At 59.7% G+C, this 18,794-nt stretch carries 20 protein-coding genes; 18 read left to right on the forward strand and 2 right to left on the reverse strand.

The features are described from left to right. Window positions 1-23: 23 nt before the first annotated feature. The 3 genes from KW848_RS05810 to rpoS all read left to right on the forward strand — a co-directional run bounded on the left by KW848_RS05810 (window position 24) and on the right by rpoS (window position 2,841). Window positions 24-659: a protein-L-isoaspartate(D-aspartate) O-methyltransferase gene (locus KW848_RS05810; RefSeq protein ID WP_177327881.1), complete on the forward strand. Its 636-nt coding sequence runs from the start codon at window positions 24-26 to the stop codon at window positions 657-659. A 211-nt stretch (window positions 660-870) separates the two neighbouring features. Next, window positions 871-1,728 carry a peptidoglycan DD-metalloendopeptidase family protein gene (locus tag KW848_RS05815; protein ID WP_192406403.1) on the forward strand — a complete coding sequence of 286 codons (858 nt, stop codon included), beginning with the start codon at window positions 871-873 and terminating at the stop codon, window positions 1,726-1,728. Window positions 1,729-1,833: 105 nt separating this feature from the next. Beyond that, window positions 1,834-2,841: an RNA polymerase sigma factor RpoS gene (gene rpoS / locus KW848_RS05820; protein WP_008154012.1), complete on the forward strand. Its 1,008-nt coding sequence runs from the start codon at window positions 1,834-1,836 to the stop codon at window positions 2,839-2,841. A gap of 482 nt (window positions 2,842-3,323) precedes the next feature. Here rpoS and fdxA read toward each other — a convergent pair whose 3' ends face one another. Together fdxA and mutS are read right to left on the reverse strand one after the other, a co-directional pair. Beyond that, complete coding sequence (gene fdxA, locus KW848_RS05825; protein WP_008154011.1) at window positions 3,324-3,647, reverse strand: ferredoxin FdxA; 324 nt, start codon at window positions 3,645-3,647, stop codon at window positions 3,324-3,326. 142 nt (window positions 3,648-3,789) lie between these two features. Then, complete coding sequence (gene mutS, locus KW848_RS05830) at window positions 3,790-6,369, reverse strand: DNA mismatch repair protein MutS (RefSeq protein WP_218536294.1); 2,580 nt, start codon at window positions 6,367-6,369, stop codon at window positions 3,790-3,792. Between the two features lie 211 nt (window positions 6,370-6,580). Between mutS and KW848_RS05835 the strand changes: the two genes are divergently transcribed. From KW848_RS05835 to KW848_RS05905, 15 genes are all read left to right on the forward strand, one after another. After that, on the forward strand, window positions 6,581-7,315 hold the full coding sequence (locus KW848_RS05835) for an XRE family transcriptional regulator (protein ID WP_218536523.1): 735 nt from the start codon (window positions 6,581-6,583) through the stop codon (window positions 7,313-7,315). A 514-nt stretch (window positions 7,316-7,829) separates the two neighbouring features. After that, complete coding sequence (locus KW848_RS05840; RefSeq protein ID WP_046046281.1) at window positions 7,830-8,177, forward strand: phage holin family protein; 348 nt, start codon at window positions 7,830-7,832, stop codon at window positions 8,175-8,177. 134 nt (window positions 8,178-8,311) lie between these two features. Beyond that, entirely contained in the window at window positions 8,312-8,896 is a 585-nt protein-coding gene (locus tag KW848_RS05845; protein WP_192406407.1) for a hypothetical protein, read from the forward strand. Next, window positions 8,893-9,075: a DUF2635 domain-containing protein gene (locus tag KW848_RS05850; RefSeq protein ID WP_003198311.1), complete on the forward strand. Its 183-nt coding sequence runs from the start codon at window positions 8,893-8,895 to the stop codon at window positions 9,073-9,075. The genes KW848_RS05845 and KW848_RS05850 overlap by 4 nt, the downstream gene beginning before the upstream one ends. Further along, window positions 9,075-10,571, forward strand: coding sequence for a phage tail sheath subtilisin-like domain-containing protein (locus tag KW848_RS05855; protein ID WP_218536295.1), 1,497 nt, complete (start codon window positions 9,075-9,077; stop codon window positions 10,569-10,571). The genes KW848_RS05850 and KW848_RS05855 overlap by 1 nt, the downstream gene beginning before the upstream one ends. A 67-nt stretch (window positions 10,572-10,638) precedes the next feature. Then, on the forward strand, window positions 10,639-10,986 hold the full coding sequence (locus KW848_RS05860; RefSeq protein ID WP_056739184.1) for a phage tail tube protein: 348 nt from the start codon (window positions 10,639-10,641) through the stop codon (window positions 10,984-10,986). Next, entirely contained in the window at window positions 10,983-11,279 is a 297-nt protein-coding gene (locus KW848_RS05865; protein WP_192406411.1) for a phage tail assembly protein, read from the forward strand. Before KW848_RS05860 ends, KW848_RS05865 begins: the two co-directional genes overlap by 4 nt. Before the next feature lie 130 nt (window positions 11,280-11,409). Further along, the gene (locus tag KW848_RS05870) at window positions 11,410-12,972 is read left to right on the forward strand and encodes a phage tail protein (RefSeq protein WP_218536296.1); all 1,563 of its coding nucleotides are present in this window, start codon (window positions 11,410-11,412) and stop codon (window positions 12,970-12,972) included. Next, complete coding sequence (locus KW848_RS05875; protein ID WP_218536297.1) at window positions 12,959-14,197, forward strand: DNA circularization protein; 1,239 nt, start codon at window positions 12,959-12,961, stop codon at window positions 14,195-14,197. The genes KW848_RS05870 and KW848_RS05875 overlap by 14 nt, the downstream gene beginning before the upstream one ends. 3 nt (window positions 14,198-14,200) lie before the next feature. Next, complete coding sequence (locus KW848_RS05880) at window positions 14,201-15,244, forward strand: phage baseplate assembly protein (RefSeq protein ID WP_218536298.1); 1,044 nt, start codon at window positions 14,201-14,203, stop codon at window positions 15,242-15,244. A gap of 154 nt (window positions 15,245-15,398) precedes the next feature. After that, window positions 15,399-15,908 (forward strand): phage baseplate assembly protein V, encoded by a 510-nt coding sequence (locus tag KW848_RS05885; RefSeq protein WP_218536299.1) that lies wholly within the window; start codon window positions 15,399-15,401, stop codon window positions 15,906-15,908. Beyond that, window positions 15,908-16,306 carry a phage GP46 family protein gene (locus KW848_RS05890; protein ID WP_038979177.1) on the forward strand — a complete coding sequence of 133 codons (399 nt, stop codon included), beginning with the start codon at window positions 15,908-15,910 and terminating at the stop codon, window positions 16,304-16,306. The genes KW848_RS05885 and KW848_RS05890 overlap by 1 nt, the downstream gene beginning before the upstream one ends. Then, on the forward strand, window positions 16,296-17,336 hold the full coding sequence (locus KW848_RS05895; RefSeq protein WP_218536300.1) for a baseplate J/gp47 family protein: 1,041 nt from the start codon (window positions 16,296-16,298) through the stop codon (window positions 17,334-17,336). The genes KW848_RS05890 and KW848_RS05895 overlap by 11 nt, the downstream gene beginning before the upstream one ends. Beyond that, window positions 17,327-17,926 (forward strand): YmfQ family protein, encoded by a 600-nt coding sequence (locus KW848_RS05900; RefSeq protein WP_218536301.1) that lies wholly within the window; start codon window positions 17,327-17,329, stop codon window positions 17,924-17,926. Before KW848_RS05895 ends, KW848_RS05900 begins: the two co-directional genes overlap by 10 nt. Window positions 17,927-17,937: 11 nt before the next feature. Beyond that, entirely contained in the window at window positions 17,938-18,792 is an 855-nt protein-coding gene (locus KW848_RS05905) for a hypothetical protein (RefSeq protein ID WP_218536302.1), read from the forward strand. The last annotated feature ends 2 nt before the right edge of the window (window positions 18,793-18,794 follow it).

Here is an 18,794-nt window from a genome sequence, read left to right on the forward strand (position 1 = left end):
ATATTCTGCGTCGTGGCATCGGGATGACCTCACAACGGACCCGTGAGCGCCTTATTCAGCGCCTGTATGAAGAGGGAATTTGCAACGCCAAGGTGCTGGAAGTCATTCGCCGTACACCGCGACACCTGTTCGTCGACGAGGCGCTGGCTCACCGCGCCTACGAAGACACGGCGTTGCCGATCGGCAATAACCAGACCATCTCGCAGCCTTATATGGTGGCTCGCATGAGCGAGTTGCTGCTGGAGGCAGGTCCTCTCGACAAGGTGATGGAAATCGGCACCGGCTCGGGCTATCAGACGGCGGTGTTGTCGCAACTGGTCGAGCGGGTATTTTCCGTCGAGCGCATCAAGGTTCTGCAAGACCGGGCCAAGGAACGCCTGGTGGAACTTAACCTGCGCAACGTGGTGTTCCGTTGGGGCGATGGTTGGGAAGGATGGCCGGCGCTGGCGCCTTACAACGGCATTATCGTGACCGCGGTGGCGACCGATGTACCTCAGGCGCTGCTTGATCAATTGGCACCGGGAGGGCGGCTGGTGATCCCGGTCGGATCGGGTGAGGTTCAACAATTGATGCTGATCATCCGGGAAGAACAGGGCTTTTCCAGGCGTGTTCTGGGGGCTGTACGCTTCGTCCCGTTACTCAATGGGCCACTTGCCTGAGCATTTGTTTCAGGGCGCTGAATTCTCTTCGATCGCTCCTGTCTTACAGCGGCATCGATCAGTTAAACGGGATTCATCGTCAGGCAGCAAACGTGTGCGCGAAGCCGTTTCGCTTCATTAAAGGTAAAGGCTGCACGGCCCGTTATACTTGCGACATTTCATGCCGGAACACGGCAATCCACATTTTCAGCCACCACAAAGGGAGCGGCGGGTGAGTCTCACAGTCATTGCGCAGCGAATGGGTAAAACGAGCTTTCAGCGCCTGGTGACTGGCCTTGTCTTGAGCACCTTGCTGGTCGGTTGCTCCAGCAACAAGTCGAGTGATGCACGCGTCGTCGATCGCAACAACGCCGTCGCCCAGCGTCCGGCAGTGACCACGGGTCAATACGTCGTCCGACCTAAAGACACCTTGTTCTCCATTGCCTTTCGCTACGGTTGGGACTACAAAGCCCTCGCGGCACGCAACAACATTCCTACGCCTTATACGATCCATCCGGGTCAGACGATTCGCTTTGACGGTCGCACCGGTTCAACGCCGACGCCGGTGGCCAGCACCACCGATTCAACGCCTTCTTCGTCGCTGAAAACCACGGTTATCCGGCGTCAGGCGAATGGCGCAACCACCAGTACAGCCGTGGTTACACCGTCCGTCGGCAGCAAGCCGACCCCTGCTCCGATGCCTCCTGCCGGTCCGGCCCCGACCGGCTGGGGGTGGCCATCTAATGGCATTCTTATTGGAAAATTCTCTTCAAACGGGAGTTTGAATAAAGGAATTGATATCGCCGGGGATTTGGGACAGCCTGTTTTAGCTGCGTCTGATGGGACGGTGGTATACGCCGGGAGTGGCTTAAGGGGCTACGGCGAATTAGTCATCATCAAACACAGCGATACCTACGTTAGCGCCTACGGACATAACCGCAGGCTGTTGGTTCGGGAGGGGCAGCAGGTCAAGGTCGGACAGACAATTGCCGAAATGGGGTCAACGGGTACAGACCGGGTGAAGCTGCATTTTGAGATTCGCCGACAAGGTAAACCAGTAGATCCGCTGCAATTCCTGCCGCGTCGTTGATCGCTTTCCAGCCTGTTCCGTCGCGTAGAGGGAACAGGTTCCAGCGTTGCCAAGGATAAAGGCGCCGCTTGAGCCTGAGGTCGAACTCACCAAAGGACTATAACAATGGCTCTCAGTAAAGAAGTGCCGGAGTTTGACATCGACGATGAGGTTCTCCTTATGGAGACCGGCATCGGTACGGATTCGATGTCGAATGATGAAGGGGCTGCTCCACCTTCCGTTCGTGCCAAATCCAAACACTCCGCCTCGTTAAAGCAACACAAGTACATTGACTACACGCGTGCGCTCGATGCCACGCAGCTGTACCTCAATGAGATTGGTTTTTCCCCTCTGCTATCCCCCGAAGAAGAAGTTCATTTTGCGCGCTTGTCGCAAAGTGGAGATCCGGCCGGGCGCAAACGCATGATTGAAAGTAACCTGCGGCTGGTGGTGAAAATCGCCCGGCGTTACGTCAATCGTGGTCTGTCGCTACTTGACCTGATCGAAGAGGGCAACCTCGGTCTTATCCGGGCGGTAGAGAAGTTCGACCCCGAACGCGGCTTCCGCTTTTCGACCTACGCGACCTGGTGGATTCGTCAGACCATCGAGCGCGCGATCATGAATCAGACCCGGACCATCCGGTTGCCGATTCATGTGGTCAAAGAGCTCAACGTGTACCTGCGGGCTGCACGGGAGCTGACGCAAAAACTCGATCACGAACCCTCACCCGAAGAAATTGCCAACCTGCTGGAAAAACCAGTAGGCGAGGTCAAGCGCATGCTCGGCCTGAACGAGCGGGTTTCTTCGGTCGACGTCTCGCTGGGTCCGGATTCGGATAAAACCCTGCTGGACACCCTTACCGATGACCGTCCAACCGATCCATGTGAACTGTTGCAGGATGACGACCTGTCCCAGAGCATCGATCAATGGCTCTCGGAGCTGACCGACAAGCAACGAGAAGTGGTGATACGCCGCTTCGGCCTGCGCGGTCACGAGAGCAGCACGCTTGAAGATGTAGGCCTGGAGATTGGCCTGACCCGGGAGCGGGTCAGACAGATTCAGGTTGAAGGCTTGAAGCGTCTTCGGGAAATTCTCGAGAAGAATGGCCTGTCGAGCGAGTCGCTGTTTCAATAAGTAATTTGCTGGCTGGCATAAAAAACCCCCGACTGGTTCGGGGTTTTTTATTGCCCGGGAAACAGGCTGGGAGTTCCCTCCGTCATCCCTCTGGTTTGTAGTCTCTCGCTGTAAGTTTTTGCTTACTCTTTCGTAAGTGTTCGCTAATTCAATGGGTAGCAGTCGTACATATTCTTACGTGAGATAGAATTAACTAATTGATTTATATGATTATTTTTTCAGATTAATAACTTGTGACAGGTCATTTCAGCTATCGGGGGCGATTGCTCTTGGTAGGGAATTCTCTAGTATCTGAACTGTGTCGACGGACAGACACACCCTTCAAGGATGAGGGGGAAGGACATCGCAGGAAGCGATTCATCAGGACGATGAAAAGGAACACAGGGAATAGGGAAAAATGTGGGCGGGTCAAACCGCCCCTTTTTTTGCCTGCAGAAAAGCAAAAAGGCCCGCGAGGGGCCTTTTTGAGAACGCGGGGGTAATCAGCGTTCGAGGTCTTTGATCTTGCCTTTGACGCCATCCCACTCTTCGGCATCGGGCAACGATTCTTTCTTCTCGGTGATGTTGGGCCAGATTTCCGCCAGCTCAACGTTCAGCTGAATGAATTGCTGCATGTCTTCCGGGACTTCATCTTCGGAGAAGATGGCCACGGCAGGGCATTCTGGTTCGCACAGTGCGCAGTCGATGCACTCATCCGGGTGAATCACCAGGAAGTTCGGGCCTTCGTAAAAGCAGTCCACCGGACACACTTCTACGCAGTCGGTGTACTTGCACTTGATGCAGTTGTCGGTGACGACGAAGGTCATTTCTATTTTTCTCCTCAGGCGGCGGCAGCGGAGCCCCTTCACGTTGGGGTCGCCAGGTTTGGGAGCGATAGTCTGCTGGTCAGGCTATAAGCCAGCAGCATCCCAAACCGCGCGAGATTCTAACAGCTTGCAGGCAAGTGCGTTAGATCCGTGTCTTTAGTGTATAGAGCATTTCGAGTGCACGACGCGGTGTCATGTCGTCCAGATCAAGTTTTGCCAGATCATCCAGCACCGGATGCGGCAGGCTGGCGAACATGTCGCTTTGCTGCGGTGCAGCCGGTTTGCCTTTGGCGGTCTTGGGAACCTCATGAGGCAGGGCGGTCGCTTCCAGCCGGCCCAGGTGTTCGCGAGCGCGCACGATCACTTCGCTCGGCACACCGGCCAACTGCGCAACCGCAAGGCCGTAGCTCTGGCTGGCAGGCCCTGGCAGCACGTGGTGCAGGAACACGATGCGTTCGTTGTGCTCGGTGGCGTTAAGGTGAACGTTGGCCACCAGCGGCTGGGCTTCCGGCAACACGGTCAGTTCAAAGTAGTGGGTAGCAAACAGCGTATAAGCCCGCAGATGTGCCAGGCGTTCGGCTGCAGCCCACGCCAGGGAGAGACCGTCAAAGGTGCTGGTGCCGCGACCGACTTCGTCCATCAGTACCAGGCTGCGCTCGGTGGCGTTGTGCAGGATGTTCGCGGTTTCGCTCATTTCGACCATGAAGGTCGAGCGCCCGCCGGCCAGGTCATCGCTGGAGCCTATCCGGGTAAAGATCCGGTCCACCAGAGACAGCTCGCAACTGGCTGCCGGCACGAAGCTGCCGATGTGTGCCAGCAGCACGATCAGAGCGGTCTGGCGCATGTAGGTGGATTTACCGCCCATGTTCGGACCGGTGATCACCAGCATGCGGGTGTTGTCGTCGAGGCTCAGGTCGTTGGCCACGAACGGCGTGGTCAGTACTTGCTCGACCACCGGGTGACGACCCTGGCTGATGCGCATGCACGGCTCACTGACGAAGCGAGGGCAGTTCAGATCGAGGTTCAGCGCGCGTTCGGCAAGGTTGCTCAGCACGTCCAGCTCGGCCAGTGCCGCCGCGGTGTCCTGCAACGGGGGCAACTGGGCGATCAAATCTTCGAGCAGTGCTTCGTAGAGCATCTTCTCGCGCGCCAGGGCGCGGCTCTTCGCCGACAGGGCCTTGTCTTCGAACGCCTTCAGTTCCGGCGTAATGAAGCGCTCGGCACCTTTTAACGTCTGGCGACGGATATAGTCTGCCGGCGCCGATTCGGCCTGCTTGCTTGGCAACTCGATGAAGTAGCCATGAATGCGGTTGTAACCGACTTTCAGGTGCGACAGACCGGTACGGGCCTTCTCGCGTGCTTCGAGGTCGATCAGGAACTGCCCGGCGTTTTCGCTGAGCGATTGCAAGTCGTCCAACTCGGCGTCGTAACCGGTTTTCAACACGCCGCCGTCACGGATCACGGCGGGCGGGTTGTCGATGATAGCTTTTGCCAGCAGCGCCGCCAGTTCCGGGTAGGTGCTGGTGGTCTTCGCCAGTTGGATGATGTGCGGAGCTTCCAGCTCAGTCATCGCCACTTGCAACTCAGGCAATGCACCGAGCGCATCGCGCAGGCGAGCCAGGTCGCGAGGGCGGGCATTACGCAGGCCGATCCGCGCCAGGATTCGCTCGATGTCGCCAATTTCCTTGAGCTGCGGTTGCAGCTTTTCGAAACGGTAACCGTCGAGCAGGCAGGTAATCGAGGTCTGGCGCGCCAGCAATACGGTCAGATCCCGCAGCGGACGGTTCAGCCAACGGGTCAGCAGGCGGCTGCCCATGGCGGTCTGGCAGCGATCGACCACCGATTGCAACGTGTTGTCGCGACCGCCGGCCAGGTTGGTGTCCAGTTCCAGGTTGCGACGGCTCGCGCCGTCCAGCACCACGGTGTCGTCCAGGCGTTCGTGGCGCAGGCTGCGCAAATGGGGCAGGGCGGTGCGCTGGGTTTCCTTGGCGTAGCTGAGCAGGCAACCGGCGGCGCCGATGGCCAGGGTCAGGTTCTCGCAGCCGAAACCTTTCAGGTCCTGGGTGGAAAACTGCTGGCAAAGACTTTTCAGCGCCGAATCACGTTCGAAATCCCACGGCGCACGGCGACGAACCCCACGACGTTTTTCCGCCGGCAGGTCTTTCGGCCAATCATCCGGGATCATCAGCTCCACTGGATTGACGCGCTCCAGTTCTGCCAGCAGGTTTTCCCAGCCCTTGATCTCCAGCACGGTGAAGTTGCCGCTGGTGATATCCAGCACCGCCAGGCCAAACAGACGTTCGTCACCCAGCACCGCTGCGATCAGGTTGTCCCGACGCTCATCCAGCAGCGCTTCGTCACTGACCGTACCCGGCGTGATGATCCGCACCACCTGACGATCCACCGGCCCTTTGCTGGTTGCCGGGTCGCCGACCTGCTCGCAGATCACCACCGACTCGCCGAGCTTGACCAGTTTCGCCAGGTAACCTTCCGCGGCATGGTAAGGAATCCCACACATCGGAATCGCCTGACCCGCCGACTGCCCACGGGCGGTCAGGGTGATGTCCAGCAATTTGGCGGCCTTCTTCGCGTCTTCATAGAAGATCTCGTAGAAGTCGCCCATGCGGTAGAACATCAGCTGGTCAGGGTGCTGGTTTTTCAGGCGCCAGTACTGCTGCATCATTGGCGTGTGGGAGGACAGATCAGAGAGGGCTTTATTCATCGGGTAATCAGGCAAATTCGTTGAAAGGTGTAGGGCAAAGGAGGGGCATCGGCCCGGCTTTTCCGCGATGGGCGCAAGGTTAACATGGGCGGTCCACCCGACGCAGGCATGAAAGCCCCGCGATACATTTCTTCTGTCTATGCACGACATATGCGCAATTTATGCAATTTGGCATTTGTCTTCCGCGAAAAGAACAAGCACTATGCGCTTTATGCAAAAACGCAATGTTTCTACCGTCTTAAGAGTGCTGCTCGATCAGCACGGGATCTCCCCCACGGAGCTTCACCGTCGCACCGGCGTGCCTCAATCCACTCTCTCGCGGATCCTCAGCGGGAAGATCGTCGATCCCTCGGATAAACACATCTCGAAGATTGCCGAGTACTTCGCCGTGAGCACCGACCAGTTGCGGGGCCGTGCGGATGTCGCGCCTGCAGCCAGCACCGGGCGCGATCAATTGCATTCGGAACTCAAGGACATAAGTCTGTGGGACGACGATACGCCCGTCGATGACGACGAGGTATCGGTCCCCTTTCTTCGCGAGGTTGAATTGGCTGCAGGATCAGGAAGGTTCGTCATCGAAGAGAGCGAGCGCTCTAGCCTGCGCTTCGGCAAGCGGAGTCTGCGCCACAACGGCGTTCAATTCGACCAGGCCAAATGCGTGACGGTGCGCGGCAACAGTATGTTGCCGGTATTGCGCGACGGCGCCACCGTCGGCGTTAATGCCGGCAAGTGCGGGATCGGCGATATCGTGGATGGCGACCTGTATGCCATCAACCATAACGGCCAGTTGCGAGTGAAACAGCTTTATCGCCTGCCTACCGGGATACGCCTGCGCAGCTTCAATCGCGACGAACATCCGGACGAGGACTACACCTTCCAGGAAATCCAGGAAGAGCAGATTGTCATCCTCGGTCACGTCTTCTGGTGGGGCATGTACGCCCGTTAACCTCACCGCTGTCAGATAAAACCCGCCATCGAGCGGGTTTTTTTCGCCTGCCAAAAACCACCAGCGCCTTTGTCTGCGGGGCTTTCATGCGTCTGTGCATTTTTAATGCATAAATAAATGCATCAATGCATTGACTGTATATGCATCCATGCATATTCTTTGTCTCAAGCAGCTCAAAAGCAGCTCAAAAGCAGCTCGAAGCAAAGCTCTTTAGTTCCACCACAAAGGCAGCGATGAACCGGCCTCAACGGTTCAGAGGGTTGGCAACTGACCCGGGTGTGCAGCGTAAAGCACCACAAGCAGTTATCCGGCGGGCAGGGACCGCGGTCGGAAAAACAATTTGAATCGATCCGTACCGCGCCAGTAGCGCCGAAAGGTCAATGCGAAGGATCGCATTCTGAAAAGCCCGGTTAGCGCCGGGCTTTTTGGAATGCCTACCTACCGTCAGGCAACTCACGAGACACCGTTTGAAAGACACACACATCACTCATCAATCACCCCCAGGAGGCGTGACATGACAAACGAGCAACAAGCGTTGCTGGACATGCCGATCTGGCTCGTCATCGTCCTCGCCCTGGTGGGCGGGGTGTCCGGCGAAATGTGGCGCGCCGATAAGGAGGGCGCCCGCGGCTGGTCATTGCTGCGGCGCCTGGCCTTGCGATCCGGGGCCTGCATGGTCTGCGGGGTCTCGGCCATCATGCTGCTGTATGCCGCCGGCGTGTCGATATGGACGGCTTGCGCGTTCGGTTGCCTGACGGCGATGGCCGGGGCAGACGTTGCCATTGGCCTTTATGAGCGCTGGGCGGCCAAGCGGATTGGCGTTTGCGAAGTGCCGCCGCGAGATCCTCGCCAGGATCACTGATCACAAAGCCCAATGGAATGGCGAGCAGCGGTGCCGACCGGCATCCGACCCACAAGGACGCGGGTTTCCCAAGGCCAGTACCTTTCACTCAAGCCCGCCAACAAGCGGGTTTTTTATTGCCCGGTGAAAACACCATGAAGATCAGCCCCCTGATTGCCCAACTGCGCGATCACTGCCCAACCCTCGCCGGTCGCGTGGCTGCCGGCATCGACCTCGAAACGCTGCAAGCCAATACCCCGCTTTCAACTCCTTGTGCCTACGTGGTGCCGATGGCCGATCCGGCGGGCGCAAACGTGGCGCAAAACGTTACGAGGCAGACCATTCGCGACCGCTTCGAAGTGACCCTGGTGCTCGACACCACCGACGCTACAAAAGCGCTGGATCTGTTGCACGACCTGCGGGCCGAACTGTGGCGGGCGCTGGTGGGGTTCAAGCCCGGCAGTGATTACGACGCCATCACCTACGACGGCGGCGAATTGGTTTCCATCAACAGCAGCCGTGCGCTGTATCGCCTGCGTTTTTATGCCGAGTTCCAGCTCGGCCGCAATCTGCCTGGTCAGCCTGCGGAGAGCTGGCACGAACGTGAACTGGACGGTTTGTCGTCCTTTACCGGGGTCACCGTGCGGGTCGATGCGATCGATCCGGCGGACCCCAATCTGCAACGGCCAGGCCCCGACGGACGCCTGGAACTGACTTTCTCTGGAGACGTAACCCCATGAGCAAACGCATCACCGTGCTGCCGGCCCCAGGCCGTGCCGTGCCCGACCCGGAAGCGGGCGATCTGTTGCCCCTCGAGGGCCGTGAAGTGCCGGACAACGCCTGGTGGCGTCGACGTCTGGCCGATGGCGATATCACTACCAAAGCCGTGAAAGCGGCAAAACCACAGGGAGCCAAATAATGGCGATCGGATTCAGCAACATCCCCGCGGACATTCGTGTGCCGTTGTTTTACGCCGAGATGGACAATTCGGCTGCCAATAGTGCGTCGTCGGCCATGCGTCGTTTGATCGTCGCTCAGGTCAACGACAACATTGCGCCGGCCGAGGTTGGCAAACTGGTGTTGGTGTCCAGCGTGGCGCTGGCCAAAAGCATTGGCGGCCAGGGCTCGATGCTCGCTTCGATGTATGAAACCTGGCGCAAGACCGACCCGATCGGCGAAATCTGGTGCCTACCGCTGCATAACACCGAAGGCAGCATCGCCAAAGGCGTGTTGACCCTGACCGGGGCGGCCACTCAAAGCGGTGTGCTCAACCTGTACGTTGGCGGCGTTCGTGTTCAAGCAGCCATCGTCAATGGCGCCACGGCAGCTCAGGCCGCTACCGCGCTGGCGCTGAAAATCAACGCCTCGGCAGATCTGCCGGTCAGCGCGGCAGCCGTTGAAGGCATCGTGACCCTGAGCGCCAAATGGACGGGCGACAGCGGTAACGACATCAGCCTGCAATTCAATCGCCTGGGCAAGAGCAATGGCGAAGAAACCCCGGCCGGCCTGACCACGGCCATCACCGCCATGACCGGCGGTGCCGGTGTGCCGGATCAGGTCGCTGCGGTAGCGGCGCTGGGCGATGAACCGTTCGAGTTCATCTGCATGCCATTCTCGGACCTGTCGACCCTCAACACCTGGCAAGCCGTCATGGATGACAGCACCGGTCGTTGGTCGTGGGCCAAGCAATTGTTCGGTCATGTCTACAGCGCCAAGCGCGGCACCATCGGTACTTTGGTGGCGGCCGGTCAGATGCGTAACGACCAGCACATGACCCTCCAGGCACTGGAACCGGGCGTACCGCAACCGTTCTGGGTTCAGGCCGCTGCACTCGCTGCGCGCACATCGGTGTTCATCTCCGCCGATGCCAGCCGTCCGACCCAAAGCGGCAGCCTGCCAGGCCTAGACCCGGCGCCGGCCAGCGAGCGTTTCACCCTGACCGAGCGTCAGTCGCTGCTCAATTACGGCATCGCCACCGCGTACTACGAAGGCGGCTACGTGCGCATTCAGCGTTCGATTACCACCTATCAGAAGAACGCCTACGGCCAGGCAGACAATTCCTACCTGGACAGCGAAACCATGCACCAGTCGGCGTTTATCGTGCGTCGTCTGCAAAGCGTGATCACCAGCAAATACGGTCGCCACAAACTGGCCTCCGACGGCACCCGTTTCGGCGCCGGCCAGCCGATCGTGACCCCGAGCACTATTCGCGGTGAGCTGATTGCCCAGTACGCCAAGCTCGAACTGGAAGGCCACGTCGAAAACGCCGAGCTGTTCGCCGAACACCTGATTGTCGAGCGGGATGTGCAGGACCCGAGCCGGGTCAACGTGCTGTTCCCGCCGGATTACATCAACGGCCTGCGCGTGTTCGCGCTGCTCAACCAATTCCGTCTGCAGTACGACGACGCAGCCTGATCGCTGCCTTTGACTGTGTGATTTCAGCCCACTTCGCGTGGGCTTTTTATTTGAAGGGAGAAACACCATGGGTCAACTGATTGCGGGCACCTGCTACGTCAAAGTGGACGGCGCTCAACTGACTATCAATGGCGGCTGCGAAGCGCCGTTGCTGGCTGTGAAACGGGAAACCGTCGTACCGGGTTTCTACAAGGAAACCGACATCGCCCCGTCGTTCAAAGTGACAGCGCTGCACACCGCTGACTTCCCGCTCAAGCAACTGATCGCAGGCACCGACATGACCGTCACCTGCGAATTCAGCAACGGCAAAGTCTACGTACTGGCCGGCGCTTACCTGGTGGAAGAGCCTGTCTCCAAGGGCGACGACGCCACCATCGAATTGAAATTCGAAGGCATCAAGGGGACCTGGCAATGACTGGCGCCGTGAAGCTTCACGTTGCGATCGAAGCTCACGGCGAGCCCTTGACCGAACTCAACCTGCGTCGCCCGACGGTGCAGGAAGTTCGAGCGATCAAGGCGCTGCCGTACAAGATCGACAAGAGCGAAGAAGTCAGCCTCGACATGGACGTCGCGGCCAAATACATCGCGGTGTGCGCCGGCATCCCGCCGTCGTCGGTCAATCAGTTGGATCTGGCTGACCTCAACGCGCTGAGCTGGGCCGTCGCGAGTTTTTTCATGAGTGCGGCGTCGGAGCCATCACCGACCTGATTTCAGTCGCCTATGACCTGGCCTGGTTCTGGAAGGTTGACCCCGAACAGATGATGGCCAGGCCTTTGGATGTGCTCCGCGAATCGCTGGAGCACGCGCAACGGATCAATGCGATGCAGCAGGTGCAGTGATGGCAGACATGGAAAAGGAAGATAAAACACCGGTCCAGCTGACGGGGGGCGATGAAGTGCCCTCCAAGCTGGCCCGCCTTCGAGCGAAGGTCGAGGGCTTCAGAACACACCTTGAACAGACGGGGCTGGGCAAGCTGGACATCAGCGGTCTGTTCAAGGGTGGCAGCGTGATCACGCCCTTCGTGGACGGGATCAAGGCGTCCGCTGCGTTCAAGGGCCAATTGACCGAGGTCAATGAGGCCGCCAAAGGTGTCGATGTGCCGAGCGTACCGACCAGCGCCGCGCAAACCCTGAATGTGTTCAGTCGGTCGATGGAGCAGGTGTCGGTTGCCGCAAACACCGCGTTACAACCTGCCGTCGCGACCGTCACGGCAGGGATTCAGCCGCTGCTCATTGGCTTTGGCAGTCTGCTCAATGACAACCCGAAGCTGGTCGAGGGACTTGCGGCCGGTGCCATTGCGTTTTCGGCAATGCAAACCGCCGTGACCGGCGCGACCCAGGTTTTCGATCTGATGAACATGGTGCTCAAGACCCATCCCATCGTGTTGATTGCTACGGGCATCGCCCTGGCAGCCGGTTTGATTGTGGCCAACTGGAAACCCATATCGGCGTTCTTCGCCGGGCTCTGGCAAAAGATTGCTCCGGTCGTGATGCCCATGGTCGAGTTCTTCAGGACGATGTTCGCCTTCACGCCGCTGGGACAAATCATCAGCCATTGGGGACCGATCACCGCCGTGTTCGCGGCGATCTGGGACGTCATCAAAGCGGTGGCGACACCGATCATTGGTTTTTTCCAGACGCTTTTTTCCTGGTCACCACTGGGTTTGATCATCAGCAACTGGACGCCGTTGACGGGCCTGTTTTCGGCGATCTGGGATTTGCTCAGAGCGCTGTCGGTGCCGGTCATGGACTTTCTGCACGGCTTGTTCGACTGGTCGCCGCGGGAGTTGATCATCGCCGGCTGGGGCGCGGTCACCGAACTGTTTTCCGGGATCTGGGACGGCATCAAGGCCCCTGCTCTGGTGATGTACGGCACGTTGCGCAGCCTGTTTGACTGGTTTCCGCTGGAAGAGATCAAACAGCGTTGGGAGCCGATCACCGAATGGTTCAGCCAATGGTGGGACAAGCTGCAAGGCGTCGTCGCGCCGATCAAGGAATTCTTTGCCGGTGGTTTCGGCAGCCTTGTCACCCGTGTGACCGGCAAGGTCGAAGGCTTGACCGAGGCTCAAGAAAAAACCAATGCCGAAGGCCAAGGTAAGTTTGCGCCGGCGTTTTTTGGCGCCGATACCGAGCAACCACAAAGCCTGTCAGTGCTGCCCGGCAATCTGCCGCACAAACCCTCGATGCAGCCTGGTTCCCTGACACAAAACTCCAGCGCCCTGATTCAACAAAGCGCCGCCAACAGCCGCACACAACTCGAAGGCGGCCTGACCGTGCGCTTCGAAAATGCGCCGGCCGGCATGCGCACCGATCAGCCGCAAACCAATCAACCGGCGCTGGCGCTCAATTCGCGCATCGGCTACCGCACACTGTCCCTTGGAGGTTCCAATGAGCTGGCGTGATCGTTTGATGCCGGCATCGTTTCGCGGCGTCCAGTTCTGGGTCGATCAGGCGAAAAACCCGGTCGGCCAAAAAGGCCAGTTGCACGAGTATCCGCAGCGGGATCTGCCGTATTTCGAGGGCCTTGGCCTGCAGGCGAAGATTCACGATTTGACCGCATTTATCGTCGGCCCCGACTGCCTGGAACAGCGCGACAAACTGCTCAAGGCGCTGGAACAGGGCAGTGGTGAGCTGGTTCACCCTTGGCTGGGGCGTCTGCAGGTCAAGGTCGGCGAATGCGACATGACCCACACCCGCCAGGACGGCGGGCTGGTGACCTTTATCCTGAAGTTTTACCCCGATCAACCGGTGCCGTTTCCCACGGCGGCGGTCAGCACGCAGACGCTATTGCTGGTGTCGGCCGACAGCTTGCTGGGCTCTGCAGTGAAGCGTTTCGAAGACGCGATGACTTTGATCAAGGCTGCGCGGATCGGCATTGCCAACCTGCGCAACAGCATCAAGGAGGCTTACGAGGTGATTCAGCAGCACCTTCAGCCGTTGATCGATGAGTACCAGCAGATCAGCGATCTGGTCAAAGCCGTCAAGGAACTGCCCAAGGATGTGGCAGCGCAATTCAAGGGATTGATCGGCGACATCAACGAACTGAAGGACTTCGCCCGTGAAGGTTATCGTGGCGTGATTGCCAACGTCTCCCAGCAGGTCGAAGCCATCAAGAAGGCTGATGCGCCGAAGCTCACCACCGGCAAGGACACCACCGCTGCGGCCCAGGCGCTGACCAACCTGGTGCAGGACACTTTGATTGTGCAAGTGGCCCAGTGGGTCGCCTCGATGCCGGTGGCTTCACAGGCCGTCAAGCGGGTCACCAACCTGCCGGTCGGGCATCAGGCTGTGCGACCGACCACGCACCAGGACGTTCCGGTGGTCGACGATTTGGAGGCCTTGCGTACGGCACTTGAGGAAGTGTTCAAGCTGCCCGAGGCCAAGGCGGACCCCGCGCACTATCTGGCGATGAGCAATCTGCGTCAGGCCCTCCGGGCGCATTTGAAGGCGGTCGCGTCGTCGGGCGTTCGACTGGTCAGCAAGTCTTTCAAGCAAAGCCTTCCAGGGCTGGTCGTGATCTATCAGCAAAGTGGAGACGCCACGCGAATCGCTGAAGTGCTACAGCGCAACGGCATTATTCATCCGGGGTTTCTCCCGCTGGACGACGTAAAAGTCCTGGGGGAATAGACCATGAATGAACTCGATAACAGCGTGTTGCTGACCGTTGACGGTCTGGAGTACGGCGGCTGGAAAAGCGTTGAAATCACTGCGGACCTGGAGCGTCAGTTCCGCACCTTCAAACTCGACATCACCTGGCAATGGCCGGGGCAGACGGTCGACCGACCCATCCGCCCGGGTGCGCCCTGCCAAGTGCGAATCGGCTGCGATCTGGTGCTCAGTGGGTATGTGTTCAAGGCGCCGATCAGCTATGACGGGCGGCAGATCAGCCTGAGTATCGAAGGCAGTTCGAAGACTCAGGACCTGGTGGACTGTGCGGCGATCAACACGCCCAACCAATGGCATCAGCAATCGTTGCTCAGCATCGTTCAGGCGTTGGCCTCACCTTATGCCGGGAAAGTGGTCAGTGAAATCCCCGACACCGCGCGACTCGGCAGTCACACGATCGTGCCGGGGGAAACGGTCTTTCAGTCGGTCGACCGCTTGCTCACGCTGTTTCGGGTGTTTTCCACCGATGACGCCGAAGGTCGGGTGGTACTGGCCCGACCGGGTAGCGGTGGGCGAGCCAGTGACGTGCTTGAGCTGGGCAAGAACATTCTGTCGGCCAACGCGCCGATGGACTTCAGCCAGGTGTTCTCCGAGTACCGGGTGATCGGTCAGCACAAGGGCGGCGACGAGAAGAGCGGTGCGGCCGTGAGCGAAGTGTCCGGGGTTTCCACCGACCCGATTATCGGGCGCAAGCGGATCACCGTGATCAACGAAAGCGCGCAATTGACCCCGGAACTGGCGCAGCAACGTGCCGATTGGGAAAGCGGTATTCGCGTCGGCAAGGCTGGCACCACGACCTATCGGGTACAAGGCTGGCGGCAGTCCAACGGTGACTTGTGGAAGCACAACACCTTGGTGCGGGTGATCGACAAGGTGTTGGGTTTTGACCACGACATGCTGATCTCCAAGGTGACTTACTCGCTGTCCGAACAGGGCTCGGTCACCACGCTGCAAGTGGCGCCGCCTTACACCTTCGATGCGAATCCGGTGCCTCCCAAGAAAACCTGAGGTTGACACTAAAACTGTGGGAGCGGGCTTGCCCGCGAAGACGGCGGTTGATTCGACATCTATCTGACAGATCCACCGCCATCGTCGGAACGCCGCCCGGGGCAAGCCCGCTTCCACAGTGTTCTGTGTTCGGCCCGACTCCAGAGGAAACCCAATGAGCCTACTGACACGCCTCCTGGCGCGCGGCACTGTCGTGCTCGCCAACTCGGCCACCAAGCTTCAATCGCTGCAAATGCGCCTCACCGCCGGCGAAGTGAACGACGACATGGAGCACTTCGAACCCTACGGTTTCACCAGCAATCCGCTGGCTGGCGCTGAAGGCATCGCCACGTTTCTGGGTGGTGATCGTTCTCACGCCGTCGTGCTGGTGGTCGCCGACCGCCGCTATCGCCTCAAGGCACTGGCCCAGGGCGAAGTCGCGATCTACACCGACGAAGGCGACAAGATCCACTTCAAGCGTGGACGGATCATCGACATCGAAACCGCCACCCTGAACATCCGCGCCAGCACCGCCGTGAACATCGACACCCCGACCCTGACCCAGACCGGCAAGATCGTCTCTCAGGGCGATCAGATTGCCGCTGGCATCAGCCAGATCAAGCACGTGCACGTCGGCGTGCAGGCGGGCAACGGCCAGACCGGCGTGCCGGCGGGAGGCCAGTGATGTTTATCAGCCAGAACCTCCACGCCGCACTGACCCGTTCAGTGCTGATCAGCCTGTTCACCTGGCGCCGCGCCGCCGATGACGATGCCCTCGATGACGAAGAACGTTTCGGCTGGTGGGGCGACACCTTTCCTACGGTCGCGGACGACCGTATTGGCTCACGCCTGTGGCTGCTGCGCCGGGTCAAGCTGACCCGACAGACCCAGATGGACGCCGAATTCTATGCCCGCGAAGCCTTGCAATGGCTGATCGACGACGGCCATTGCAGCGCCATCGACATCATCAGCGAACGCCTCGACGCCCAGCGCCTGAACCTGCGCACGGTCCTGACCCTGGCCGACGGCGAGCGCCTGGACATCAATCCTGATAACAGTTGGCAGGTGATCTATGCCGTTTGAAACCCCTTCGCTGCCGGTGCTGATCAAACGCACCCAAAGCGACCTGGCCAGCGATTCGCTGCGCCAGTCCGATGCGCAAGTGCTGGCCCGTACCCTCGGTGGCGCCGCCTATGGCCTGTATGGCTATCTGAACTGGATCGCCGAGCAGATCCTCCCGGACAAGGCCGATGAGTCGACCCTGGAAAGGATCGCCGCACTGCGTCTGAACCAGCCGCGCAAAGCCGCACAATCGGCCAGTGGCAGCGTCAGCTTTACCGCCAGCGCTGGCGCTGTGCTGGACGTCGATACGCTGCTGCAATCGAACGACGGTCGCACCTACAAAGTGACCGCTTCGCGCACCACCAGCAACGGCCTCAACAGCACCACCATCGCCGCCCTCGACGCCGGCAGCCTCGGGAATGCCGACGCCGGCATGACGCTGATTCCGGTGCAGCCGATTCTGGGCATTATCGGCAACAGCTTCACGGTGCTGGCGCCGGGGTTGACCGGCGGAATCGCTCGGGAAAGTCTGGAGTCCCTGCGGTCTCGGGTGATTCGTTCTTACCGGATCATTCCTCACGGCGGTTCGGCACAAGACTACGAAACCTGGGCGCTCGAATGTCCGGGGGTGACCCGTGCCTGGTGTCGCGGCAGCTATCCTGGCCCCGGCATTGTCAGTCTGTACATCATGCGTGACGACGATGTGCAACCCGTCCCCAATCCCGAACAACTGGCTGAAGTTCAGGCCTACATCGAACCTCTGCGGCCAGTCACCGCTGAGTTGCGTGTGCTGCCGCCGGTACAAGTGCCGGTGACCTACCGACTCAGCCTGAAGCCCGACACCACGGCCGTACGCGCCGCCGTTGAGGCGCAACTGCGCGATCTGCATAACCGCGAAGGCGGCCTGGGCGACACTCTGCTGGTGAGTCACATCCGTGAAGCCATCAGCAGCGCGACCGGCGAAAGTGATCACGATCTCAAATCACCTACCGCCGACGTCGAAGCCCAGAGCAACCAGTTGCTGACCTTCGGAGGTTGCGTATGGCAGTGATCAGAACCGCCGCGCAATACCAGGCCCAACTGCGCAGCCTGCTACCCAGCGGTCCGGCGTGGGACCCGGAGCAGGTCCCGGAACTCGAAAAAGTCCTTGAAGGCGTCGCCCAGGAACTGGCCCGACTCGACGCTCGCGCCGCTGACCTGCTCAACGAAATGGACCCGGCTGGCGTCAGTGAACTGGTGCCGGACTGGGAGCGGGTGATGAACCTGCCCGACCCGTGCCTGGGCGCGACGCCACTGTTCGACGACCGCCGACTCGCCGTACGCCGGCGACTGCTCGCTGTTGGCAGCCAGGCCATCAGCTACTACGTCGAGATCGCCAAGAGCCAAGGTTATCCGAACGCCACCATCACCGAGCTTGAAGTCCCGCGAATGGGACGGGCCCGGTTTGGCCAGGCGCACTTCGGAACATGGCAGGCGCATTTCATGTGGACGCTCAACACCGGTGGCCGCCTGCTGCTGGGCCGACGTTTTGGCGCGAGTTACTGGGGTGAGCGGTTTGGCACGAACCCGGGCTCGGCCCTGGAATGCCTGATCCATCGCAGCGCACCGGCGCATACCAAGGTGCACATCAATTATGACTAGGGGGTAGAGGAATGGATTATCCGAACAGTGTGCCCAGCGCCGGGTTGGTGAATGGGAAGTTTGTCGATGAAAATCCGTTGACTGGGACGCCGGGGTCGTTGATTCCGGCGAGCTGGGGTAATGGTGTCACGAGTGAAGTCCTTGAGGTAATCACCGCTGCCGGCCTGACACCCAGTGAGTTCAATCTGACCCAGCTTTTGGGGGCGATTCGTAGTATCAGTCGTTCGTCTGCGGGTCTCGGCATCCAGCGATTCACTGCAAATGGCAGTTTCACTGTCCCGGCGGGCGTGACGAAGATTTGGCTCAGCGGTTGTGCCGGCGGTGCCGGTGGAGGTGCTTGTCCTGGTGGCACCAGCGCAATTGCTTCAGGAGGAGGTGGCGGCGGTGCCGGTCAACCGGTCATCAAACTATTGGTAGCGGTGACACCTGGACAGGTGATTCCGATTGTTATCGGCGCTGCGGGAGCTGGAGGAAGCGCTGGTGTGGCTGCAACGGCTGGTGGCAATACGCTCGTGGGAGCATCAGGTGCTCTGCTTGTGTTATCCGGCGGTAGTCCAGGCCTTCCAGGTGTCAACGCCGCCGGGTTTGTTCCAGGCCCCGCTGGGGGGCAAGGCTTTCCTGCTGGAGCGGACGCGACAGATAGCGTATCCAGCGTAGCAGCTGGTTATGGGGGATTTGGGGCAAGCGGGCCTTTCGGCACCGGCGGAAGCTCCGCTCGTTCCGGCACGACTTCAGGGTATCCCGGCAAACCGGCCTATGGCTTTGGCGCCGGTGGCGGTGGTGCGGGTGGTTACTACATTCCGGGATTAGGCAGCGCCCAGTCCGGTGCTCAGGGAGCGCCCGGCCTCATGATTGTTGAATGGTGAAA

Source organism: Pseudomonas sp. PDM25, assembly GCF_019219045.1.
Lineage (GTDB): Bacteria > Pseudomonadota > Gammaproteobacteria > Pseudomonadales > Pseudomonadaceae > Aquipseudomonas.

Coding starts and splice junctions, on each gene's coding strand:
- KW848_RS05810 (WP_177327881.1), top strand. CDS start 24: ATGACCTCACAACGGACCCGTGAGCGCCTTATTCAGCGCCTGTATGAA.
- rpoS (WP_008154012.1), top strand. CDS start 1,834: ATGGCTCTCAGTAAAGAAGTGCCGGAGTTTGACATCGACGATGAGGTT.
- fdxA (WP_008154011.1), bottom strand. CDS start 3,647: ATGACCTTCGTCGTCACCGACAACTGCATCAAGTGCAAGTACACCGAC.
- mutS (WP_218536294.1), bottom strand. CDS start 6,369: ATGAATAAAGCCCTCTCTGATCTGTCCTCCCACACGCCAATGATGCAG.
- KW848_RS05835 (WP_218536523.1), top strand. CDS start 6,581: ATGCAAAAACGCAATGTTTCTACCGTCTTAAGAGTGCTGCTCGATCAG.
- KW848_RS05840 (WP_046046281.1), top strand. CDS start 7,830: ATGACAAACGAGCAACAAGCGTTGCTGGACATGCCGATCTGGCTCGTC.
- KW848_RS05845 (WP_192406407.1), top strand. CDS start 8,312: ATGAAGATCAGCCCCCTGATTGCCCAACTGCGCGATCACTGCCCAACC.
- KW848_RS05850 (WP_003198311.1), top strand. CDS start 8,893: ATGAGCAAACGCATCACCGTGCTGCCGGCCCCAGGCCGTGCCGTGCCC.
- KW848_RS05855 (WP_218536295.1), top strand. CDS start 9,075: ATGGCGATCGGATTCAGCAACATCCCCGCGGACATTCGTGTGCCGTTG.
- KW848_RS05860 (WP_056739184.1), top strand. CDS start 10,639: ATGGGTCAACTGATTGCGGGCACCTGCTACGTCAAAGTGGACGGCGCT.
- KW848_RS05865 (WP_192406411.1), top strand. CDS start 10,983: ATGACTGGCGCCGTGAAGCTTCACGTTGCGATCGAAGCTCACGGCGAG.
- KW848_RS05870 (WP_218536296.1), top strand. CDS start 11,410: ATGGCAGACATGGAAAAGGAAGATAAAACACCGGTCCAGCTGACGGGG.
- KW848_RS05875 (WP_218536297.1), top strand. CDS start 12,959: ATGAGCTGGCGTGATCGTTTGATGCCGGCATCGTTTCGCGGCGTCCAG.
- KW848_RS05880 (WP_218536298.1), top strand. CDS start 14,201: ATGAATGAACTCGATAACAGCGTGTTGCTGACCGTTGACGGTCTGGAG.
- KW848_RS05885 (WP_218536299.1), top strand. CDS start 15,399: ATGAGCCTACTGACACGCCTCCTGGCGCGCGGCACTGTCGTGCTCGCC.
- KW848_RS05890 (WP_038979177.1), top strand. CDS start 15,908: ATGTTTATCAGCCAGAACCTCCACGCCGCACTGACCCGTTCAGTGCTG.
- KW848_RS05895 (WP_218536300.1), top strand. CDS start 16,296: ATGCCGTTTGAAACCCCTTCGCTGCCGGTGCTGATCAAACGCACCCAA.
- KW848_RS05900 (WP_218536301.1), top strand. CDS start 17,327: ATGGCAGTGATCAGAACCGCCGCGCAATACCAGGCCCAACTGCGCAGC.
- KW848_RS05905 (WP_218536302.1), top strand. CDS start 17,938: ATGGATTATCCGAACAGTGTGCCCAGCGCCGGGTTGGTGAATGGGAAG.